22 protein-coding genes, 1 tRNA gene and 1 other RNA gene are annotated in these 22,310 nt (G+C 53.7%); 22 read left to right on the top strand and 2 right to left on the bottom strand.

Annotated features, from left to right (window positions below):
- Positions 1–30: 30 nt before the first annotated feature.
- The 4 genes from whiA to RT52_RS06490 all read left to right on the top strand — a co-directional run bounded on the left by whiA (position 31) and on the right by RT52_RS06490 (position 2,417).
- Entirely contained in the window at positions 31–984 is a 954-nt protein-coding gene (whiA, locus tag RT52_RS06475; RefSeq protein ID WP_034806814.1) for a DNA-binding protein WhiA, read from the top strand.
- An 86-nt stretch (positions 985–1,070) separates the two neighbouring features.
- Entirely contained in the window at positions 1,071–1,307 is a 237-nt protein-coding gene (locus tag RT52_RS06480) for a hypothetical protein (protein ID WP_024370426.1), read from the top strand.
- Between the two features lie 92 nt (positions 1,308–1,399).
- The gene (locus tag RT52_RS06485) at positions 1,400–1,915 is read left to right on the top strand and encodes a DUF2179 domain-containing protein (RefSeq protein ID WP_034806813.1); all 516 of its coding nucleotides are present in this window, start codon (positions 1,400–1,402) and stop codon (positions 1,913–1,915) included.
- Between the two features lie 70 nt (positions 1,916–1,985).
- On the top strand, positions 1,986–2,417 hold the full coding sequence (locus RT52_RS06490; protein WP_034816036.1) for a hypothetical protein: 432 nt from the start codon (positions 1,986–1,988) through the stop codon (positions 2,415–2,417).
- Positions 2,418–2,453: 36 nt separating this feature from the next.
- Here RT52_RS06490 and clpP read toward each other — a convergent pair whose 3' ends face one another.
- Together clpP and RT52_RS06500 are read right to left on the bottom strand one after the other, a co-directional pair.
- Complete coding sequence (gene clpP / locus RT52_RS06495) at positions 2,454–3,029, bottom strand: ATP-dependent Clp endopeptidase proteolytic subunit ClpP (protein WP_024370422.1); 576 nt, start codon at positions 3,027–3,029, stop codon at positions 2,454–2,456.
- A 152-nt stretch (positions 3,030–3,181) separates the two neighbouring features.
- Positions 3,182–3,254, bottom strand: a tRNA-Arg gene (locus RT52_RS06500).
- Between the two features lie 123 nt (positions 3,255–3,377).
- Between RT52_RS06500 and RT52_RS06505 the strand changes: the two genes are divergently transcribed.
- The 18 genes from RT52_RS06505 to RT52_RS06585 all read left to right on the top strand — a co-directional run bounded on the left by RT52_RS06505 (position 3,378) and on the right by RT52_RS06585 (position 21,675).
- Positions 3,378–4,514 (top strand): RNA polymerase factor sigma-54, encoded by a 1,137-nt coding sequence (locus RT52_RS06505; RefSeq protein ID WP_034806877.1) that lies wholly within the window; start codon positions 3,378–3,380, stop codon positions 4,512–4,514.
- A complete protein-coding gene (locus RT52_RS06510; RefSeq protein ID WP_034806809.1) occupies positions 4,515–4,772 on the top strand; it encodes a glutaredoxin family protein in 258 nt (85 codons plus the stop codon).
- Positions 4,773–4,882: 110 nt separating this feature from the next.
- Positions 4,883–5,911 carry a sugar-binding transcriptional regulator gene (locus RT52_RS06515; protein ID WP_081825840.1) on the top strand — a complete coding sequence of 343 codons (1,029 nt, stop codon included), beginning with the start codon at positions 4,883–4,885 and terminating at the stop codon, positions 5,909–5,911.
- 58 nt (positions 5,912–5,969) lie between these two features.
- Entirely contained in the window at positions 5,970–6,977 is a 1,008-nt protein-coding gene (gene gap, locus RT52_RS06520; protein WP_034806807.1) for a type I glyceraldehyde-3-phosphate dehydrogenase, read from the top strand.
- Positions 6,978–7,075: 98 nt separating this feature from the next.
- Positions 7,076–8,260 carry a phosphoglycerate kinase gene (locus RT52_RS06525; RefSeq protein WP_034816037.1) on the top strand — a complete coding sequence of 395 codons (1,185 nt, stop codon included), beginning with the start codon at positions 7,076–7,078 and terminating at the stop codon, positions 8,258–8,260.
- Positions 8,261–8,278: 18 nt separating this feature from the next.
- A complete protein-coding gene (gene tpiA, locus RT52_RS06530; protein WP_024370416.1) occupies positions 8,279–9,031 on the top strand; it encodes a triose-phosphate isomerase in 753 nt (250 codons plus the stop codon).
- Complete coding sequence (gpmI, locus tag RT52_RS06535; protein WP_034816039.1) at positions 9,032–10,573, top strand: 2,3-bisphosphoglycerate-independent phosphoglycerate mutase; 1,542 nt, start codon at positions 9,032–9,034, stop codon at positions 10,571–10,573.
- 27 nt (positions 10,574–10,600) lie between these two features.
- Complete coding sequence (gene eno / locus RT52_RS06540; protein WP_024370414.1) at positions 10,601–11,893, top strand: phosphopyruvate hydratase; 1,293 nt, start codon at positions 10,601–10,603, stop codon at positions 11,891–11,893.
- 626 nt (positions 11,894–12,519) lie between these two features.
- Positions 12,520–13,401 carry a UTP--glucose-1-phosphate uridylyltransferase GalU gene (gene galU / locus RT52_RS06545; RefSeq protein WP_034806708.1) on the top strand — a complete coding sequence of 294 codons (882 nt, stop codon included), beginning with the start codon at positions 12,520–12,522 and terminating at the stop codon, positions 13,399–13,401.
- A 21-nt stretch (positions 13,402–13,422) separates the two neighbouring features.
- Positions 13,423–14,631: a glycosyltransferase family 4 protein gene (locus RT52_RS06550; protein ID WP_034816060.1), complete on the top strand. Its 1,209-nt coding sequence runs from the start codon at positions 13,423–13,425 to the stop codon at positions 14,629–14,631.
- Positions 14,628–15,959 carry a glycosyltransferase gene (locus tag RT52_RS06555; protein ID WP_034816040.1) on the top strand — a complete coding sequence of 444 codons (1,332 nt, stop codon included), beginning with the start codon at positions 14,628–14,630 and terminating at the stop codon, positions 15,957–15,959. The genes RT52_RS06550 and RT52_RS06555 overlap by 4 nt, the downstream gene beginning before the upstream one ends.
- A 54-nt stretch (positions 15,960–16,013) precedes the next feature.
- Positions 16,014–16,901 carry a YitT family protein gene (locus tag RT52_RS06560; protein ID WP_051690297.1) on the top strand — a complete coding sequence of 296 codons (888 nt, stop codon included), beginning with the start codon at positions 16,014–16,016 and terminating at the stop codon, positions 16,899–16,901.
- Positions 16,902–16,974: 73 nt separating this feature from the next.
- Complete coding sequence (gene secG / locus RT52_RS06565) at positions 16,975–17,199, top strand: preprotein translocase subunit SecG (RefSeq protein WP_012726902.1); 225 nt, start codon at positions 16,975–16,977, stop codon at positions 17,197–17,199.
- 102 nt (positions 17,200–17,301) lie between these two features.
- Positions 17,302–18,042: an alpha/beta hydrolase gene (locus tag RT52_RS06570; protein ID WP_034816042.1), complete on the top strand. Its 741-nt coding sequence runs from the start codon at positions 17,302–17,304 to the stop codon at positions 18,040–18,042.
- A 15-nt stretch (positions 18,043–18,057) separates the two neighbouring features.
- Positions 18,058–20,469, top strand: a complete 2,412-nt coding sequence (gene rnr / locus RT52_RS06575) for a ribonuclease R (protein WP_034816045.1) — start codon at positions 18,058–18,060, stop codon at positions 20,467–20,469.
- Positions 20,470–20,518: 49 nt separating this feature from the next.
- Complete coding sequence (gene smpB / locus RT52_RS06580; RefSeq protein WP_029334607.1) at positions 20,519–20,989, top strand: SsrA-binding protein SmpB; 471 nt, start codon at positions 20,519–20,521, stop codon at positions 20,987–20,989.
- 49 nt (positions 20,990–21,038) lie between these two features.
- Positions 21,039–21,394, top strand: a transfer-messenger RNA (tmRNA) gene (gene ssrA, locus RT52_RS16165).
- 125 nt (positions 21,395–21,519) lie between these two features.
- The gene (locus RT52_RS06585; protein ID WP_034816047.1) at positions 21,520–21,675 is read left to right on the top strand and encodes a hypothetical protein; all 156 of its coding nucleotides are present in this window, start codon (positions 21,520–21,522) and stop codon (positions 21,673–21,675) included.
- The last annotated feature ends 635 nt before the right edge of the window (positions 21,676–22,310 follow it).

A 22,310-nucleotide genomic window follows, 5' to 3' on the forward strand; every position in this document is an offset into this window, starting at 1 on the left:
AACGATTGATCAAGAAAGGAGGGGAATGAGATGAGCTTTGCTTCAGACGTCAAAAAAGAATTGACCCAACTGACCGTCACCGATGCCGAGGCGAAAGCGGAACTGTCCGCCCTCGTCCGGATGAACGGTGTCATCTCGCTCGCCCTCGGGCGCGGGATGACGCTCGACGTCTCGACGGAGAACGCGGCCATCGCCCGACGGATTTATTCCCTGATGAAACGACTGTACGACCACCACCTCGATTTGTTCGTCCGTAAGAAAATGCGGCTGAAGAAGAACAACGTCTACATCGTCCGCGTCTCCCAGCACGCCGAGACGATGTTGAAGGACCTCGAGATTCTCGGTGAGCATTACGAGATGATTCGGACACTCAACTCGGACATGACACGTGACGAGAATTTGGCCCGTGCCTACTTGCGCGGCGCCTTCCTCGCCGGTGGCTCAATCAACCATCCGAAGACGTCGTCGTATCACCTCGAGGTATACAGCTTGTACGAGAACCATAACCAGGCGCTCCGAGACCTCGCCAACCGGTTCGGCTTGAACGCGAAGACGCTCGAGCGGAAAAAAGGGCATATCCTCTACATCAAGGAGAGCGAGAAAATCTCTGACTTCTTGAAGCTCGTCGGGGCGACGCGCGGGATGCTCGATTTCGAGGACGCCCGTATCATCAAGGACATGCGCAACTCGGTCAACCGGCTCGTCAACTGTGAGACGGCCAACTTGAACAAGACGGTCGGGGCGGCGCTCCGCCAAGTCGAGAACATTAAGTATCTCGAGCGGACGGTCGGCCTCGAGGTGTTGCCGACGAAGCTCCGCGAGATCGCCGAACTTCGGGTCACGCATCAGGACGTCTCGCTCCAAGAGCTTGGCGAGATGCTCGAGACAGGACCAATCTCGAAGTCCGGCATCAACCACCGACTCCGGAAGATTGACCAGATTGCCGAGAAAGTCCGAAAGGGCGAAGAAATCGGCTCCTCGTGAGACCGGTTGCGCCAAAACCATTCTTCCTATATAATTAGCAATTGTGTATAGGATTTTGAAAAGCGAACTAAAGGAGCTTTATGATTATGGCGAATGATAAGAAACGACTTTCGCTCACGATTGACGCAGAACTTGACCGCGTCATCACCGAGCGTGCAAAAGAAATCGGGATTCCAAAAAGTGCACTCGTGACGTTTGCGACGAGCCTTTTCCTCAACCAACTCCGGGCGGAAGAGATGCTCTCAGGCAACACGAACGCAATCTATCAAGTCATCCGTAAGGACTATGAGTTGCTCACAAGTGTCCGCAACTTAGATAACTAAGCGAAAGGCTGACTGCGGTCAGCCTTTTTTGGTTGCATCCGCCTGTGAAATTTGGAATAGTGGAGATATTGAATCGATAGGAGGTCGATGGAATGGGTCAAATCTTGCTCATCTTGTTGTTACAACTACTATACGTCCCGGTGCTCACGCTCCGGACGATTATGCTCGTTAAAGGGAAGACGGTCATCGCCGGATTGTTCGGGACGCTCGAGACGCTCATCTACATCTTTGCGCTCGGCATCGTGTTCCAAGACTTGACGACGCTCGGCATGGTCGTCTACGCCGTCGGATTCGGACTCGGGATCCTCGTCGGCGGATTCGTCGAGCGGAAGCTTGCGATTGGCTACAACATGATTCAAGTGCACACGCAAGAGTTCCCGGCCGAACTCATCCAAAAGATGCGCGACAGCGGCTACGGGGTGACCCATTATCAAGGGCAAGGCCGTGACGGCGTCCGCTATCGCCTCGACGTCTTGGCGGCCCGGACGCGCATGAAAGAGTTGCGTCAGCTCGTCGAGCATTACGAGCCGAAAGCGTTCCTCGTCGCGTTCGACCCGATTGACTTCAAAGGCGGCTATATGATGAAAGGGCTCCGTCGCCCGAAATGACGGACGAGACTCACGGAAAGTGGGTCTTTTTTTGTGGGAACGGGAATAGGGGGTCAAAGGAGTGGGACGAATGAGACGAAAAACGATGTGGTTTTGGGTGATCGTGTTGATCCTTGTCGGAGGCATTGTGTACGGGCTGTCGTTTTGGCAGACGTCTTCCGGCGTCAAACCGCCGCTTCCAACCGTGAAGGTCGGATCGGTGACGGCCGAAGTGAAGCAGTCGACGTATTGTTGGGCGAATGGGGACGAGGCCGTCTGTGAAGATCACGCCTTGCCTGAGCCGGACGACTTGCAAATTGTGACGGTCGAACCCGGTGCAACGATTGACGTCTCGTTCCATGAAGCGCCGGACAATGAGACGTTCCATCAAATCGTGGACGGGGAACTCATCCCGGCCGAGCGAATCGTCCCATCGGAGCCAGGCGTGTATCTGTTCGAGACCGGCGGGGACTGGGCGAATGGGGATAGTCGCTACGTGTTCGGGGTCGAGGTGACGGAATAAAGAAAATCCCTTCTCAGACGAGAAGGGATTGATGTGTTAACGCGTCATGACCTTGTCGATGAGACCGTAGTCTTTCGCTTGGTCAGCAGACATGAAGTAGTCGCGCTCTGTGTCGCGCTCGATGACTTCAAGCGGCTGGCCCGTGTTGTCGGCCATGATTTGGTTCAACTTCTCACGCATCTTGATGATCCGCTCGGCGTGGATTTTAATGTCCGACGCTTGACCTTGCGTGCCGCCGAGTGGTTGGTGAATCATGATCTCCGCGTTCGGCAATGCGAAGCGTTTCCCTTTTTCACCGGCTTGGAGCAAGAAGGCACCCATCGATGCGGCCATTCCGATACAAATCGTCGACACGTTCGGCTTGATGAAGTTCATCGTGTCATAAATCGCCATTCCGGAAGTGATCGAACCACCCGGGCTGTTGATGTAAAGCGAGATGTCCTTATCTGGGTCCTCGGCTGCAAGGAAGAGGAGCTGCGCGACGATCGAGTTGGCGACGTTGTCGTCAATCGCACTTCCGAGCAAGATGATCCGGTCTTTGAGCAAGCGTGAGTAAATGTCATATGCGCGTTCCCCACGACCTGTTTGTTCGATAACTGTTGGAATTAACATTGAATCTGCCTCCTTTATGTAGGTTGTAAACATATCATACCGTTATAGTCAATGTTGGTCAAACGATAGTCATCGTTTTTCACCTATTCCACCATTCTTTGGCGATGAAACGAAAAAAGAGGCCAGGCGTGTGCCTGACCTCTTACATATGATACACCCGGAGAGATTCGAACTCCCGACACCTGGCACCGGAAACCAGTGCTCTATCCCCTGAGCTACGGGTGCATGTTCTCTGACACGATTTATTATACATTTGTTTTTTTAAAAAAGCAATCCTGTTTCATGACCTTTTTTTGAAGCGGCGTGGAGTCGCTTCCGCTACAATAGGAGGCGAGGGGAGTGACCGAGATGCAACGGCAAGAGCAGCATCAAGTACAACGACAACAATTGACGCAAGACATGCTACGGCGCCTGCCCGTACTAGAGGCGGACCGGGCCGCCATCGTGTTCCAACTCGGACGGCTCGCGGCTCGAAGCGGACAGGTCGCCAAAGGGAACGGCATGGTCGAGTGGATTGCCGACGCGGGGGCCGGTTTCGAGGCGCGTCTGTTCGAGCAGATCGAGGAAGGGAGCGGGACGGAAGCGGAGAAGGCGCTCCAACGACAGCTCGTCCTCGCGCTCGACCATCGGGGGCTGTTGCCCGAGACGGATGCGATGCTCGCGGACCAATTCGGTGTCGAGGAGAGCGCCATCGAGTCAGCGCGCCGGGCGCTCTTGTTTCTAGAACCGACGGGCGTCGGAGCGAAAAACGAACACGAATGCCAATATCGACACGCGATCGAACACGACGACCCGCTCGTCTTGGACGTGTTCGAGGCGATGGAGGCGGGCTTCGACGATGTCCCGGGCCGCCTCGGGTTGAGTGCGTCCGAATTCGATCGCGTCACGCGCCTCATCGCGACGTTGCCGAAAGTGCCACTATTATATGAAGAAACCGAACAAATTTTCCCAGAGCTCGAAGTGAGACGGGAGGACGGACAGCTCGTCACGACGTGGTTCACGCCGGCGCTCGACATCGAGGCGGACGCAGAGCTGACGTGGTGGCACGACACGCTCGCGATGCGGGCGAAGACGTTGCAGTCGATTTGGGACGTCATCGCGGAAAGGCAGGCGGACTGGTTGAACGGGGAGCTCGTATTACACCCGTTGACACGAAAAGAAGTCGCCGCGCGCATCGGTAAACATGAGTCGACGGTCGGGCGGGCGATTCAACAGAAGTTTGTCCGCACCGAGGGCGGCACGATGGCGTGGCGTGATTTGTTCGTGCGGGCGACCGTGCGGGGACAGTCGCCGTTCATGATCAAACGCATCATCGCCGAGCTGATTCGTTCCGAGACGGCACCGCTTAGTGATCAGGCGTTGACCGAGGCGCTCGCGAACGAAGGGTATCACGTGACGCGACGGACGGTCGCCAACTATCGGGAAGCGCTCGGTTTCGGCAACTCGCGGGAACGGGAGCGGCAACTATGGAAAGGAGAGAGTTGAATGAAGCTGACACTTTATCGGCGTGACAACTGTTCGTTATGCGAGGAGGCGCTCGTCATGCTCGAATGGTTGCGAGAGGACTATCCGTTCGAGCTCGAGCAAATCGACATCACGACGGACGAGGCGCTCGAGGCCAAGTACTTGTTCGAGATTCCGGTCGTCATATATGAAGGGCACGTCATTAGTCAAGGGCGATATGATGACAGCAAAGTTGAAGATTTTGTTAAGTATACGCTTACATCGAAAAAAAACGTTTAGAGGGGTTGCAAGACGGAAAGGTGATTGATAAGATGAACTCGTAGCGGTGGGACGTAAAAATAAAAGTGGGACAAAAAATGTCCACACTTAAAGTCGAGGGGGAATGAGGTATGATCCAGCAACTGATTCATGTTCAGAAGCAAATCGTCCCAGACCTGCTCGACACGCTCCGACATCGTTACGACATCTTACATTATGTCCGATTGATGCAGCCGATTGGCCGCAGGACATTGGCCACGAGCCTCGGGCTAACGGAACGAATCTTAAGGCGGGAGGTCGACTTCTTGAAAGACCAAGGTCTACTCGCAGTCGCCACTCAAGGTATTTCCCTTACGGAATCGGGCCGAAACGTTCTTCGAGACTTGCATGAGGTCATGGGAGAAATCCTAGGTATCTCAGAAGTCGCGCGAGAACTCGAGCAAAAGCTAGGCGTTCGCCAAGTCGTCATCGTACCGGGAGACTCGGACGAGACGTTCTGGGTCCAGCGAGATATCGGACGGGCCGCCGTCACGCAGTTAAAAGCGCGACTGGCACCGGACGACAATATCATCGCGGTCACAGGCGGCACGACGATGGCATCTGTCGCGGCGATGATGTCGCCCGATAAGAAAGAACGGCCGATGCATTTCGTACCAGCGCGCGGCGGACTCGGTGAGACGCTTGAACTTCAGGCGAACACCGTCTGTTCAAGGATGGCGGACCGGGCCAACGCAGACTATCATTTGCTCCACATTCCAGACGAAGTGTCGCAAGAGACGTTCGAGCGGATGGTGGAGGAACCTAGCATAAAAAATGTGCTGGAAATGATTAGAGCGGCGCGAATAGTGGTACATGGAATTGGTGAGGCCGAAACGATGGCGAAGCGCCGTCGCGCCACACCGGAGCATTTGCGGATGATCGAACGGCATGAAGCCGTCGCCGAAGCGTTTGGCTATTATTTCAACGCGGAAGGTGAAATCGTGCATCGGGTCAAGACGGTCGGCATTCAATTAGAAGAGCTCGACAACATGGACACCGTCATCGCGGTCGCTGGAGGGAAATCGAAGGCGCAGGCGATTGCCGCATATGCGAAACATACGCCGAACATCATTCTCGTCACGGACGAAGGTGCGGCAACAGAATTATTAACGTGTTATTAAAGAGTTGACCCCCGTTGGCTCTTCAATAAATAGCTTCTACCCTAAGGAGGAAATTAACATGGCAGTAAAAGTTGGTATTAACGGATTTGGACGTATCGGTCGTTTGGCATTCCGCGAGATCATCAAAAACGAAGGAATCGAAGTTGTTGCAATCAACGACTTGACTGACACGAAGATGCTTGCTCACCTTCTCAAGTACGACACGACGCAAGGTCGTTTCGACGGAGACGTTGAAGTACACGACGATCACTTCCTCGTAAACGGCGAGAAAGTTCTTACACTTGCAAACCGCAACCCAGAAGAACTCCCATGGGGCGAGCTCGGTGTTGACATCGTTCTCGAATGTACTGGATTCTTCACAGACAAAGAGAAAGCGGAGCTTCACTTGAAAGCTGGCGCGAAAAAAGTTGTCATCTCGGCACCAGCTACAGGTGACATGAAGACTGTTGTTTACAACACGAACCACGAAATCCTCGACGGTACAGAGACAGTTATCTCTGGTGCTTCATGTACGACAAACTGCTTGGCGCCAATGGCGAAAGTTCTCCAAGATCAGTTCGGAATCGTTGAAGGTCTCATGACGACGATTCACGCTTACACAGGCGACCAAAACACGCTTGACGCGCCACACCCGAAAGGTGACTTCCGTCGTGCGCGTGCGGCAGCAGCGAACATCGTACCGAACACGACTGGTGCGGCGAAGGCAATCGGCCTCGTTATCCCAGAACTTCAAGGTAAACTTGACGGTGCGGCACAACGTGTACCAGTTGCGACAGGTTCACTCACAGAGCTCGTAACAGTTCTTGAGAAAACTGTATCGGTTGACGAAATCAACGCAGCGATGAAAGCAGCAGCAAACGAGTCTTACGGTTACACGGAAGACGAAATCGTTTCTTCTGACATCGTCGGCATCACGTACGGTTCACTCTTCGACGCGACACAAACGAAAGTCATGACAGTTGGCGACAAGCAACTCGTTAAGACAGTTGCATGGTACGACAACGAAATGTCTTACACTGCACAATTGGTTCGCACACTCAAGCACTTCGCTGAAATCGCGAAGTAAGTTCGTGAACTAAATAGAATCAAATAGGAGCGGAAACAAGAGATTGTTCTCCGCTCTATTTATGAAATTGAAATGCACGACACATGGAGGCGAAGGTTATGAACAAAAAGTCTATTCGTGACATCGATGTAAAAGGGAAACGCGTCTTCTGCCGCGTTGACTTCAACGTTCCACTCAAAGATGGCGTCATCCAAGACGAGACGCGCATCCAAGCGGCTCTTCCGACGATTAAGCACTTGATCGACGGCGGCGCGAAAGTCATCTTGGCGAGCCACCTCGGCCGTCCAAAAGGCGAGAAGAACCCTGAGTTCTCACTCGCACCGGTCGCGGCACGTCTCGGGGAACTCCTCGGCAAAGACGTACCACTCGTCGAAGAGGCATATGGCCCGGTCGCGGAAGAAGCGGTCGCAAAACTTTCTGAAGGCGACGTCGTCGTGCTTGAGAACGTTCGTTTCTACCCAGGTGAAACGAAAAACGACCCGGAACTCGCAAAAGGCTTCGCATCACTTGCTGACGTCTTCGTCAACGACGCGTTCGGTGCGGCTCACCGTGCCCACGCTTCGACGGAAGGAATCGCGCAAAACGTCGACACGGCAGTCGCCGGTCTTTTGATGGAAAAAGAACTTGAAGTGCTCGGCAAGGCGCTCTCGAACCCAGATCGTCCGTTCACGGCCATCATCGGCGGTTCGAAAGTTGCTGACAAGATCGGGGTCATCGACCACCTTCTTGACATCGTTGACACACTCATCATCGGTGGCGGTCTCTCGTACACGTTCTCGAAAGCACTCGGGCACGAAGTCGGGACGTCACTCCTTGAGGAAGACAAGCTCGACCTCGCACGTCAATTCATGAAAAAAGCAGAAGACAAAGGCGTGAAGTTCTTGATGCCAGTCGACTGCGTCATCACGAAAGAATTCGGCGAAGAGACTTACGTCGGACCAGTCGATATCGACAAGATCCCTGCGGATCATATGGGTCTTGATATCGGACCGAAGACAGTCGAACTTTACGCGGAAGCGATTCGCGAATCGAAACTTGTCGTTTGGAACGGACCGATGGGCGTATTCGAACTTGATAAATACGCAAACGGAACGAAAGGTGTCGCTCAGGCACTCGCGGATAGCGATGCTTACTCGATCATCGGCGGTGGGGACTCAGCTGCAGCAGCTGCCAAGTTTGGCCTTGCAGACCAAATGAGCCACATCTCGACGGGTGGTGGCGCGTCACTCGAATTCATGGAAGGCAAAAAACTTCCAGGCGTCGAGGCGCTTAACGACAAGTAAAATAGAGGAGGGTTATCGATGCGTAAACCGATTATTGCAGGTAACTGGAAAATGAACAAAACACTCTCGGAAGCAGTCGCTTTCGTCGAGGAAGTCAAAAACAACGTCCCGTCAACAGACAAAGTTGACGCGGCAATCGGCGCACCAGCTGTCTTCCTAGCTCCAATGGTAGAAGCAGCAAAAGGGTCAGACTTGAAGCTTGGTGCCCAAAACATGTACGACAAAGACAGCGGGGCGTACACAGGTGAGACGAGCCCAGCGATGATCGCGGACCTCGGTGTGACGTACGTCATCCTTGGACACTCAGAGCGTCGCGAATACTTCGGCGAGTCGGATGCGTTCATCAATAGCAAAACGAAAAAAGCGTTCGAACACGGTCTTACGCCAATCGTTTGTGTCGGTGAAACACTCGAGGAGCGCGAAGGCGGCAAGTTCGAAGAAGTCATCAAGACGCAAGTCGAAGGTGGCCTCGCGGACCTCTCAGCTGACCAAGTGAAACAACTCGTCATCGCCTATGAGCCAGTCTGGGCAATCGGTACTGGTAAATCAGCGGACGAAGCAGACGCGCAAAGCTCATGCAAATATGTTCGTGACGTGGTGAAAGGCCTTTACGGTGAAGACGTGGCGGCTGCAGTACGCATCCAATACGGCGGTTCTGTAAAACCTGAGAACATCAAGGAGTATATGGCGCAAGAAGACATCGACGGCGCACTCGTCGGCGGTGCTTCACTTGAAGCTGCTTCGTTCCTCAAGTTGTTGGAGGCGATTTAAATGGCAAGACCAGTCGCCCTCATCATCTTAGATGGTTTTGGCATGCGGGACGAGACGTTCGGTAACGCGGTCGCTGCGGCGAACAAACCGAACTTCGACCGTTTCTGGGAGACGTATCCGCATACGCTTCTCAACGCGCAAGGCGAGTACGTCGGCCTTCCGGAAGGACAGATGGGCAACTCGGAAGTCGGTCACTTGAACATCGGTGCCGGCCGGGTCGTCTATCAGTCACTCTCGCGCGTCAACAACGCCATCAAAGACCGTTCGTTCTTCGACCGTCAAGCGATGAACCATTTGGCGGGACATGTGAAGAAGTACGATTCGAGCCTCCACATTATGGGCCTCGTCTCGGACGGCGGGATTCACTCGCACATTCAACACATGTTCGCTGTCGTTGAGTTCGCTAAACTTCATGGCATTGAAAAAGTCTACATTCACGCTTTCACGGACGGCCGTGACTGTGATCCGAAATCAGGCGCAAGCTTCCTCGAACAGACGGAAGCGAAGCTCGCTGAACTCGGTGTCGGTCAAGTCGCTAGCGTGTCTGGACGCTATTATGCCATGGACCGCGACAACCGTTGGGAGCGCGTCGAGAAAGTATACGACGTCCTCGTCCACGGCAAAGGCGAAGTCGGCACGAACGCCGTCGACGTCTTGAACCAGTCGTATGAAGCAGGGCTCACGGATGAGTTCGTCAACCCGACGGTCATCGAGAAAGACGGTCAACCGATCGCGACGATCAAAGACAACGACGCGATCATGTTCTTCAACTTCCGTCCGGACCGGGCGATCGAACTTGCGAAAGTGTTCAAAGAGAAGACCGGCTTCAAAGGCTTCGAACTTTCGAACACACATCCACAGAACATCTTGCTCGTCTCGATGACAAAGTTCTCGGATGAAATCGACACAGATATCGTCTTCCCACCGGAAGATTTGAAGAACACGCTCGGCGAAACGCTCGCCGCGCAAGGGTACAAACAGCTCCGCGCCGCGGAAACTGAGAAATACCCGCACGTCACGTTCTTCTTGAACGGACAACAAGAAACACCGTTCGAAGGCGAAGATCGCTTCCTCGTGCCGTCGCCGAAAGTCGCGACGTACGACTTGAAACCGGAAATGAGCGCATACGAGCTCACAGAAGGTCTCTTGGAGCGTATCGAGTCAGATCAATACGATGCGTATATCATCAACTACGCGAACCCGGACATGGTCGGTCACTCGGGCATGCTCGAACCGACGAAAAAAGCGGTCGAAGTCGTCGACGAATGCCTCGGTAAAGTAGTGGACGCACTCATTGCCAAAGGCGGCGCGGCGATCATCACGGCGGACCACGGGAACGCTGACCTCGTCACGAACCCGGACGGCTCACCGATGACGGCGCATACGACAGAACCTGTCCCATGTATCATCACGAAGCCAGGCGTTGAACTGAAACCTGTTCTAAAAGGCTCGCTTTGCGACCTCGCGCCGACGTTGATCGACCTTCTCGGTGCCGATCAACCGGCTGAAATGACCGGTACGTCAATCGTTACAAAAAAATAATTTCCAACCAAAAAGGAGAGATTTAATATGTCAATGATTACAGAAATTTACGCACGCGAAATTTTGGATTCACGCGGTAACCCAACAATCGAAGTAGAAGTCTTCACAGAAGACGGCGGTTTCGGCCGTGCCCTCGTCCCATCAGGCGCATCAACTGGTGAGCACGAAGCAGTCGAACTCCGCGATGGCGACAAGTCACGTTACCTTGGTAAAGGCGTACTTAAAGCCGTTGCTAACGTAAACGACACAATCGCACCAGAACTCATCGGCTACGATGTCTTCGACCAAAACGCACTCGACGCTAAAATGATCGAGCTCGACGGTACGAAAAACAAAGGTAAACTCGGCGCTAACGCGATTCTCGGTGTCTCTATGGCAGCAGCACACGCAGCAGCAGACGAGCTCGGCCTTCCACTTTACACGTACCTCGGCGGATTCAACGCGAAGACGCTCCCAACGCCAATGATGAACATCATCAACGGTGGTTCGCACGCGGACAACAACGTTGACTTCCAAGAGTTCATGATCATGCCTGTCGGCGCGCCATCGTTCCGCGAAGCGCTCCGCATGGGTGCAGAAGTATTCCACGCCCTCAAATCAGTTCTTTCTGGTATGGGTCTCAACACAGCTGTCGGTGACGAAGGTGGTTTCGCACCAAACCTTAAGTCAAACGAAGAAGCGATCACGGTTATCCTTGAAGCGATCGAAAAAGCTGGTTACAAAGCTGGCGAAGACATCTACCTCGCGATGGACGTTGCATCTTCTGAGTTCTACGACAAGTCGACTGGCAAGTACGAACTCGCTGGCGAAGGCAAGTCGATGACGACTGCTGAGCTCGTAGACTTCTACGCTGAGCTCGTTGACAAGTACCCAATCATCTCAATCGAAGACGGTTGCGACGAGAACGACTGGGATGGCTTCAAGCTTCTTACTGACAAGATCGGCCACAAAGTTCAACTCGTTGGGGATGACCTTTTCGTAACGAACACGGAGAAACTCGCTGAAGGTATCGAGAAAGGCATCTCGAACTCGATCCTCATCAAAGTTAACCAAATCGGTACGCTCACAGAAACATTCGACGCGATCGAAATGGCTAAAAAAGCTGGTTACACAGCTGTTATCTCGCACCGTTCTGGTGAAACAGAAGATGCGACAATCGCGGACATCGCGGTTGCGACAAACGCTGGTCAAATCAAGACTGGTTCGCTCTCGCGTACAGACCGTATCGCGAAGTACAACCAACTTCTCCGCATCGAAGACATGCTCGGCGATGTAGCGAAATACGACGGTATCAAGTCGTTCTACAACCTCAAAAAATAATTGATTATTTTCAGGTCCGCCTTGTGCGGGCCTGTTTTTTTGTGTGAGTGTTTTTCAATCCGTCCCGGCGGCACCGATGCTTTCTGCAGGCAATCCACGGAGCCTCCTCGCACATCGTGCTTGCGGGGTCTCCGTTAGATTGCTTTCCTGCAAGAGTCACGGTGCCGCTTGGACGGTTGTGGGCGCTCGCTCACTCTCATATTATTTTTAGATATATCATTTATTCGATGGCGTATGTGTCACATGTAAGGCGGAGCGCGAAACAAGACGGCAGGCTGACTCCTAGGGGAGAGTGATGCAAGGATGACCCGGCAAAGCGCGAAATGCCCTGCGGAGGCATCCGCATCACCCCTGGAAAGCAGTCTGCCGTCTAGTGAAGCAAGAAACATGAGGTATGTTAATCCGTCATTCCGGGAATAGGATAGTGTAGGTGAAAGGGGGCGTTCATGATGATGATCAGCGGTTTTCTCCTTCTTCTCATCGCGCTCGGTGTCGGCGGTTGGTTCCTGTACAAGTATATGGACAACCGGAAATGGTCGTGACGCATGTCACGGCCGTTTTTTTTGTGCGTGAACGCTAGGAAATTGGGTATAATCAGATACAGTAGCTAAAAAGGAGAGACGTCCATGACACGTGTACGGAAAGCCATCATCCCGGCCGCGGGGCTAGGCACCCGTTTCTTGCCGGCGACGAAGGCGATGCCAAAAGAGATGCTCCCCATCGTCAACAAGCCGACGATCCAATTCATCGTGGAGGAAGCGGTCGCCTCGGGCATCGAGGACATCATCATCGTGACCGGGAAGAACAAGCGCGCCATCGAGGACCATTTCGACCGCGCCATCGAACTCGAACAAAACTTGGAAGCGAAAGGGAAGACGGAGCTCCTCGAGTCGGTCCGTCACTCGTCGAATCTCGCGAACATCCACTACATACGCCAACAAGAGCCGAAGGGACTCGGCCATGCGATTTGGTGTGCCCGGAAGTTCATCGGCGACGAGCCGTTCGCCGTCCTGCTCGGGGACGACATCATCGAATCGGACGTACCGGCGACACAGCAGTTGATTGAGCAATACGAACGCCACGAACGTGCCATCATCGGCGTGCAGCGCGTCCCGTATGAAATGACGAAACGATATGGTATAATTGACCCGCTTGCCGTCGAAGGGAAGCTGATCCCGGTCCGGACGTTCGTTGAGAAACCGCCGGTCGAGGAGGCCCCTTCGAACCTCGCCATCCTCGGTCGCTACATCTTGACGCCGGACGTCTTCGAGACGCTCGCGGCCCAAGAAGTCGGTGCCGGGGGCGAGATTCAACTGACGGACGCCATCGCCCGATTGAACGAGGCGAAGACGGTGTACGCCTATGAATTTGAGGGTCGTCGCTATGACGTCGGGGAACCGATCGGCTTCATCGAGGCGACGATCGCCCACGCCTTGTGCGACCCGGAATTGAAACCTAACGTCCACACGCTCTTGAAGCGTTTCGTGGACGAACTCGAACAACAGTAAGGTGTGTTACTTTTGAAAACAATGTTAATGGTCTGTCAAAACTATTATCCGGAGATCGGCAGTGCCGGCAACCGGATGCAAAATATTACGCATCTCATGAAAGAACGTGGCTACGACGTCGAGGTCATCACGGCCGCGCCATCGTATCCGAACTTCAACTTGTATCAAGACGACCGGTTCTGGAACGATCACGCGCTCAACAACCAACCGTTCATCAAGCGGCTCATCACGAAGAAGCGCAAGCACACGTCAAACATGCTCAGCCGGCTCGCCTTGTTCGTCGAACAGATGATGAAAGGCGTCGGCGCCGTACGGACGCTCGACACGAAACCGGATGTCGTCTTCGCGACGACCCCGTCTTTTTTTATGGCGTTCGTCGGGGTGTATGCAAAACGGAAGTATGGCGTCCCGTTCATCTTGGACGTCCGTGACTTGTGGCCGGAGTCGGTGAAAGGCGTCGGCGTGTTCAAGTACGACTGGATGCTCGCCCCGGCGTTCTGGTTCGAGAAGCGGCTGTACAAGTCGGCCGACGCGATCATCATCAACTCGGAAGGGTTCCGCAGCTATCTGCGCCAGCGCGGCGTCGACAACGAGCGCATGCACTACATGCCGAACTCGATTCGACAGAGCGAGCGGGAACTCGAGCGGACCGTCCCAGAAGACGACCGGATGGAGATTCTATACGCCGGAAACATGGGCCTCGCCCAAGACGTGTCGCTCTTGCTCGAGCTCGCGGAGCGGTTCCGCGACGAGCCGCGCGTCCACTTCAAATTGATTGGTTACGGCTATCGGAAGAACGAGTTGAAGGAGACGATTAAGGCTCGCGGCTTCAAAAACTTCTTGTTCCTCGAAGCGATGCCACGGACGGAGGCGTTCCAGGCGATTAAAAATGCGGACGTCGCGTTCGTCAGCTTAATCGACCAGGACGTCTTCGACACGGTCATCCCTGGAAAACTCATCGACTACATGGCGGTCGGCAAACCGATCGTCGCTGCGGTGTCAGGCCATGCGGCGAATGTCATCGAAGCGGCGGAGGTCGGCTACGTGTCACGGAAGCGTGACATCGATGAGATTGAGCGCTCGCTCCGAACGCTTCTCGAACGTCCGGAGTTACGCGAACAGTACGGCCGAAACGGCGTCCGCTATGTGAAAGACAACTTGTGTTGGGAAAACAATATCCACGTCCTCGAAGACGTGGTCGAAAAAGTAACGATGGAGGAAACACGATGAAGGTATGTATGTTTGTATGGAACCATTTTACGAATGACGCCCGCGTCCTTCGCGAATGCTCGGCGCTCGCCGAGGCGGGCTACGAGGTCGATTTGATTGCCCTCCAAGACCCGAAGAATAAAGAGCTCCCGGCTGAAGAGATGCGTCCGGAAGGATTCCGTGTCATCCGCGTGAAGCGCCAACCGTCGATTCTCGTCAACGGGATGAAGGCGCTCAAATCGGCCCGGACGTGGGTCACACAGAAGACGACGCGTAAAATCGGAGCCGGACTCATCGGAGCCGGACTGTTCGTCCTCGCGCCGTTCACGATGCTCGGCCTCGGTGCCGCGGCAGGCGCGATTCTGCTCCCACCGGTCCGGAAAAACATCGTCAACTTGAGCGCGATGCTCGAGATGGTGTTCGCCTCGACGAAGAAGTCGTATGACTTCTATCATGCCAACGACTTGAACACGCTCCCGCAAGCGTTGATCGCCGGGAAGCTCGTCAACAAAGGGAAGATCGTCTACGACTCGCACGAAGTCCAGACGGACCGGACCGGTTACGGCTACATCCAAAGTAACCTCGAAGGCTGGCTCCTGCCGTACGTCGACACGATGATGGTCGAGAACCATACGCGCGCGGCGCATAACGAGACGCTTTACGGTTTCTATCCGTACGTGCTCCACAACTATCCGTTCTATCGTCCGCTCGACTTCTCGCTCCGGAAAGACTTGCATGCGCTCCTCGGCTTGCCAAGCGATGAGAAAATCTTGTTGTACCAAGGCGGTATCCAAGCCGGTCGCGGTCTCGAGCAACTCATCCTCGCGGCGAAAGATTTCAAGGAAGGGACGCTCGTCATGATCGGGGACGGGAAACTGAAGCCGACAATCAAGCAGATGATTGAGGACGAAGGCGTGGCGGACCGCGTCAAGATGATTGACAAAGTACCGGTCGAGGCGTTACCGTATTATACGATGAACGCGTATCTCGGCTTCCAAGTGTTGAACAACGTCTGTTTCAACCACTACTCGGCCTCGTCGAACAAGTTGTTCGAATATTTGATGGCCGAAGTGCCGGTCGTCTCGTGCGATTTCCCTGAAATCGAACGGGTCGTCGCCGGGAACGATGTCGGGGTCGTCGTCGACTCGCACGACCCGCAGTCGATCGCGGACGGTGTCAACCGCCTGCTCGAAGATGAAGCGCTCTACGCACGCGTCAAAGCGAACACGAAGACGGCGCGTGAACAATATAACTGGGATTTGGAAAAAGAGGCACTCTTGGACGTCTACGCAAACGTCGCAGACCGCAAGTTGCCGATTATGAAAGACGGTGCGCCAAAACCAGCATAACGAGAAGACTGCGGTTTTGGCCGCGGTCTTTTTTATGTGGAAAGGGGAACTCATATGAAACGTCAACAACAACATCTGCTCCGCCAACAGGTGTGGAAGAAACTGCAATCGATCTCGTTAAAGGACATCGCCTGGATTATCGCCGGGTCGTTCATCCTCGCCTTCGGGGTCAACTACTTCACCGTCCCGAACGACTTCTCGGAAGGCGGACTGCTCGGGGTGACGATCATCTTGTTCTATCTGTTCGAGTGGGACCTCGGCGTCACGTCGATTATCGGGAACGGGATTCTCTTCATCATCGGGTATAAGCTACTCGACCGCCGGACGATGGTGTACTCCGTCATCTCCGTCGTCGCGACGTCGTTCTTCCTCAGCTTGACGCACAACTGGGGCAGCCCGTCGGAAGACAAGCTGCTCGCGGCCGTCTATGCTGGGATTTTGATTGGAATCGGTATCGGTATGGTGCTCCGTGTCGGCGGAACGACCGGGGGCGGGGTCATCATCGCCCGGCTCATGGAGCGGTATCTTCATTTGAGCGTCGCCGTGTCGATGTTCATCATCGATGCCATCGTCGTCGCCGCCTCGGGTTTCTTCCTCGGGGAACAAGTCGTCCTCTATACGCTCATCGCCATCATCATCGGCTCGTGGGTGATCGACCTCGTCGCCGAGGGACTCAACATCCGCAAGGCCGTCACGATCATCAGCGACAAACAAGAAGAGCTCGCCGTCGTGTTGACGGAGACGCTCGGCCGCTCGGCGACGATTATCCACGGCCACGGCTACTATACGAAGCAGGATAAGAACATGCTCTATATGATCGTCGACAAGCGCCAAGTCGCGCCGCTCAAGAAAATCGTCGAAGTGACGGACCCGCGTGCGTTCGTCGTCATCCACCAAGTGAAAGAGGTCATCGGGGAAGGGTTCAGCTACCCGTCCCGATAATTTGAAAGCTGGTGTTTTCGTCATAACTTCTATATAATAAAAGGCGTGTAAAAAGAAGGAGGAACTGACTACTATGCAAACGATCGCTACAATCAGCCTACTCGTCGTGGCTGTCTTATTGATTGTCGTCGTACTGCTCATGTCAGGTCGGTCGCAAGGTCTTGGGGCGATTGCAGGTGGCGCGGAGCAGTTGTTCGGCCGCCAGAAAGCGCGCGGCTTTGACGCTGTTTTGAACCGAACTGCAGCTGTACTAGGCACGTTGTTTTTCATTTTAGGATTACTAGTCGCATCATTATGATGAAAGGCTGATCGTTCTCGATTTTTACGTGAGGCGGTCAGCTTTTGTTTTTTTAGAATTTTTTTTGGGAATAATGGAATGTACGAGGAGATGACTTGAACGATGAAAGTGACTGCACCGAAACCGTTTTTCTTTGAAGGCGGACCACGTGCCGTGTTGATGTTACATGGCTTTACCGGATCGAGCGCGGACGTCCGCATGCTCGGCCGTTTCCTACAAAAAGAAGGCTATACGTGTATGGGACCCCAGTATCGGGGACATGGCGTCCCACCGGAAGAATTGCTTCAGTTCGGACCAGCCGACTGGTGGCAAGACGTCCAGGACGCGTATCAGGCGTTAAAAGATAAAGGTTATGACGAGATTGCCGTCTGTGGCCTCTCGCTTGGCGGCGTCATGTCGCTTCGCCTCGCCTCAGAAATGAACGTCAAAGGGGTCATCCCGATGTGCGCACCGACCGGCATCGACGCCGAGGACCGGTTATACAAAGGAGTCCAGGCGTACGCCCGAGAATATAAATCAAGAGAAGCGAAAACACCTGAGCAAATCGAGCAAGAGATGGACGACTTCAAGCCGATGCCGACGCTCAAGGACCTTCGTGCGTTCGTCCGCGAGACGACGACGAAACTCGAAGACATCTTCGTCCCGGCGCTCGTCGTCCAAGGGGCGAAAGACCGCATGGTTGATCCTCAATCTGCACACGAGATTTACGAGGCGATCAACGCGTTCCAAAAAGAACTGCTCATATATGAGGAGTCAGGACACGTGATCACCCTCGACAAAGAAAAAGAGAAACTGCACCACGACGTGCTCGATTTTCTCGAAACGTTGGACTGGTCAGTGTGAAAAGGAGGTGTCACGTTGAATTTACGTGACCAACTACTAGAAATCATCCAGTCGAGCGATAAAGCGCTCACTGTCGACCAATTGACCGAGCGATTAGCGCTCGAGTCGACGGATGCGTTTAAAGAACTCATCCGAACATTAAACGCCCTCGAAGAAGAGGGGTTAATCGGCCGGACGCGGACGAACCGTTACGGGACGCTCGCCGCACTCGGCCAAGTTGCCGGCATCATCTCGATTCACCAGCGCGGCTTTGGCTTCTTGTCGGTCGAAGGAGAGGCCGATGACGTCTTCTTGCCGGCCGAGCAATTGAAAGACGTCTACCACGGCGACACGATCCTCGTCAAAAAACGCGAGGACAACCGTGGCAAGACCGAGGGCGTGCTCCTCAAAGTATTGAAGCGCGGCTTGTCGGAGTTTGTCGGGACGTACACGCTCCCGAGCGGACGCCTCGACCAGTTCGCCTTCATCGAGCCGGACGACAAGCGCATCAACTTCTGGCCGGTCGTCAACCCGGACAAATCGCTCGGTGCCGTCGATGGCCATAAAGTCGTCGTCCGCATCACGAAATATCCGGACGGCCGTTTCGCCGGGGCGTGTGACGTCGTCCGCATCATCGGACACAAGAACGACCCGGGCGTCGACATCTTGTCGATCGTCTACAAGCACGGGATTCCGACCGAGTTCCCAGAAGACGTCATCAACCAGGCGAACGCCGTGCCGGACGAGGCCGACGAGAAAGACTTCATGGGCCGCGTCGATCTTCGCAACGAGACAATCTTCACGATCGATGGCGAAGACGCGAAAGACTTGGACGATGCCGTCCACGTCAAGAAGCTCGACAACGGCAACTACGAGCTCGGCGTCCACATCGCCGACGTCTCACACTACGTGACGGAAGGCTCGCCGCTCGACATCGAGGCGTTCGAGCGCGGGACGAGTGTGTATCTCGTCGACCGCGTCATCCCGATGCTGCCGCACCGCCTCTCGAACGGAATCTGTTCGCTCAACCCGCACGTCAACCGCTTGACGCTCAGCTGTGTCATGGAAATCTCCCCGCAAAACGGGAAGGTCGTCAACCATGAGCTGTTCCCGAGTGTCATCAAGACGACGGAGCGGATGACGTACACGAACGTCCGTGAGATTATCGAGCGCGACGACGAAGAGACGCTCAAACGCTACGAGCCGTATATCCCGTTGTTCGACCTCATGGCCGAGCTCGCGGAAGTGCTGCGCAAGCGCCGTAACTCGCGCGGGGCCATCAACTTCGATTTCGCCGAGGCGAAAGTCGTCGTCGACGAAGAAGGCAAACCGGCCGACATCGTCTTACGTCCACGCTCGGTCGCCGAGAAGTTGATCGAAGAGTTCATGCTCGCCGCCAACGAGACGGTCGCAGAGCACTTCCACAAGATGGACGTCCCGTTCATCTATCGTGTCCACGACAATCCGAAGTCGGACAAGCTCGACTTCTTCTTCGATTTCGTCGCCAACTTCGGCGTTCATATCGAACGGTTCAAAGGCCAGACGGTCGACCCGAAGACGCTTCAAAAGATTTTGAAGGCGATCGCAGGGGAACCGGAAGAAGCGGTCATCAGCACGATCATGCTCCGCTCGATGCAACAGGCGAAGTACGACGACGTCTCGCTCGGCCACTTCGGTCTTGCGACCGACTTCTACACGCACTTCACGTCACCGATTCGTCGTTACCCGGACTTGATCGTCCACCGTCTCATGCGCACATACGTCTTCAACGGCGACGTGTCAGAGAAGACGATCGCCAAATACGAGGACCGTCTCGACTCGATCGCCGAGCAGGCGTCGAAACGTGAGCGTCGTTCGGTCGATGCCGAGCGTGAGACGCAAGCCTTGAAGAAAGCCGAGTATATGGAATCGCGTCTCGGGGAAGAGTTCGATGGCGTCGTCAGCGGTGTCACGAACTTCGGGATGTTCATCGAGCTCCCGAACACGATTGAAGGGCTCGTCCGTCTCCAGTCGATGGATGACTATTACCACTTCGACGAGTCGCAGCTCATGTTGCTCGGGGAGCGCACGAACCGTCAGTTCCGCATCGGGGACGCCGTCCGTGTCAAAGTCGACGCCGTCAACCTAGACGAGCGGACGATTGACTTCACGATCGTCGGGATGCCGAAGCGGGAACAGTCGCGCCGTCGTCAACCGACGACGATCAAGGCGAAAGAAGGCCGTCCGAAGAAAGACGACAAGCGCGGAGGCCGTGGTCGTGACGACAAACGTCCGAAACGTGGCAAGTCAGGGAAATCGGGTCAAGCCGGCAAATCGGCGAAACCAGGCGAGAAGCCGAAACGGGACGGCGAGAAATCGTCACAAGGCCGTTCGGCGCTCAACTTGAAAAACAAAGACAAGCAAAAACGTAAAGGCGACGCCAAACGCGGAGCGAAGAAGCGTCGTTGACGGGAGGGGGCGACCCCTCCTCCATATTGAAGTAAAGGACTGAATGTGTATGGCCAAGAAGAAAGATTCGAACGTGCTCGCCCAAAACCGAAAAGCGTCCTTCGATTATGCGATTGAAGATACGATTGAAGCCGGTATGGTGTTGACGGGGACCGAGATTAAATCGGTGCGCCAGTCAAAGATCAATATCGCCGACGCGTATGTCCGCTTTGACGGTGGCGAGGCGACACTTCACAACTGTCATATCAGCCCGTTCGAGCAAGGGAACCGGTTCAACCACGAGCCGCTCCGTGTCCGAAAGCTATTGTTGCATAAGAAACAAATCAATCAGCTCATCGGCGCACAAGGGCGTGACGGCTATACGATCATCCCGCTCAAAGTGTACATCAAGAATGGCTTCGCGAAATGTCTCCTCGGCATCGGGCGCGGGAAGAAGAAGTATGACAAGCGCGACGACTTGAAGAAGAAAGATGCGAAGCGCGACGTCGACCGGGCACTCCGGGACCGGCAAAAATACTGACAGCGAGACCTGATTGTGGTATAGTTGTTGTAGTACCAATTACCACCTCGGGGACGTTATGGATTCGACGGGGGTAGGTCGGTCGTATGTGGCGTGTCGAGGGGTCGGCCTCGTTAAAACGCAAACGCCTATAACTGGCAAAACTAACACACAACTCGCAGCAGCCTAAGTGCCCTGCGGATCCTGACATCCATCGCTTGTGTGGATGATTATCAGGGTCTCAAACTAAGCAAGCTACGCTTCAACCTCGCCGTCTGAGGGCGCGAAGAAGAGATGAACCAGACTGGATGCGACAACGCCTGTTTATCGGCAGTGTCACATTGAGATTCAATAGATAAACTACACACGTAGAAGCATGCGTTACGATGCCTTCGGACGCGGGTTCGACTCCCGCCGTCTCCATTTTTAAGCAGTCTACGATGACTGTGATCAATGATATTTCATGAAGACCTTCTAATTTCATTGAGATTAGAAGGTCTTTTAATGTGAATGGAGCATGTCTCACAATGAAATGAAAGTAGGTGAATCGAATGGGAAAATATCAATTAGATATGAAAAGTAAGGTGGCCGCTGCCAAGTATCAAGATGGGAAAAAACCAGCTGTATCGAATAAAAAAGATAAAATCAATCAGCTTCGAGAAGCGTATTTAAAGAAGCAACAAGAGAAGAAACAAGCTGGTGAGTGATCAGCTAGGTTAGCTGACTTTAAGTGTCATGCTATAAGAAGATGGAATGAAAGAAGAGGGTCATCCGTGCGTAGTTTATGCACGGGTGGCCCTTTTCTTGTTTCTTCTTTTGTTAATCAAAGTCGATTTATCTCCATTTCAAACTTGATTCCATTATGATATCGATTCGGTTATTTGATGCTCACCACAAGTTAAATAAATCCACAACAATCACATCACTATTATCCTAGAAGATGAATAACAAAAGTGCCATTAACAAATCACTGATTGCGAGTGTGCCGAACTGCATGAGTCAGCTTATTTTTTTAGACTGCGAATCACGAGCCATCCACCCGAATGCAACAACGTCTGTTCATCAGCAGTGTCTCATTGAGAACTTTATCGATAAACTACACACGTAGAAGCATGTGTTGATGATGCCTTCAGACAAGGGATCGACTCCTGTTGTCTCTACTTTTTGAATAAATAAAAATGCTACAGGCGTTGCTAAATCAGTACTTGTGGCATTTTTACGTCCTGATTTATTTGCGAACCTATATTAATATAGTGATTATTATTTTTTTAAAAAAAGGTTGAATAAATCAAAGGGATGAATTAGATTTTTATTAAGGGTTTAATTGGTAATATTTATTAAT

The sequence above is a fragment of the Exiguobacterium alkaliphilum 12/1 genome, from assembly GCF_000714435.1.
Classification (GTDB): Bacteria; Bacillota; Bacilli; order Exiguobacteriales; family Exiguobacteriaceae; genus Exiguobacterium; species Exiguobacterium alkaliphilum.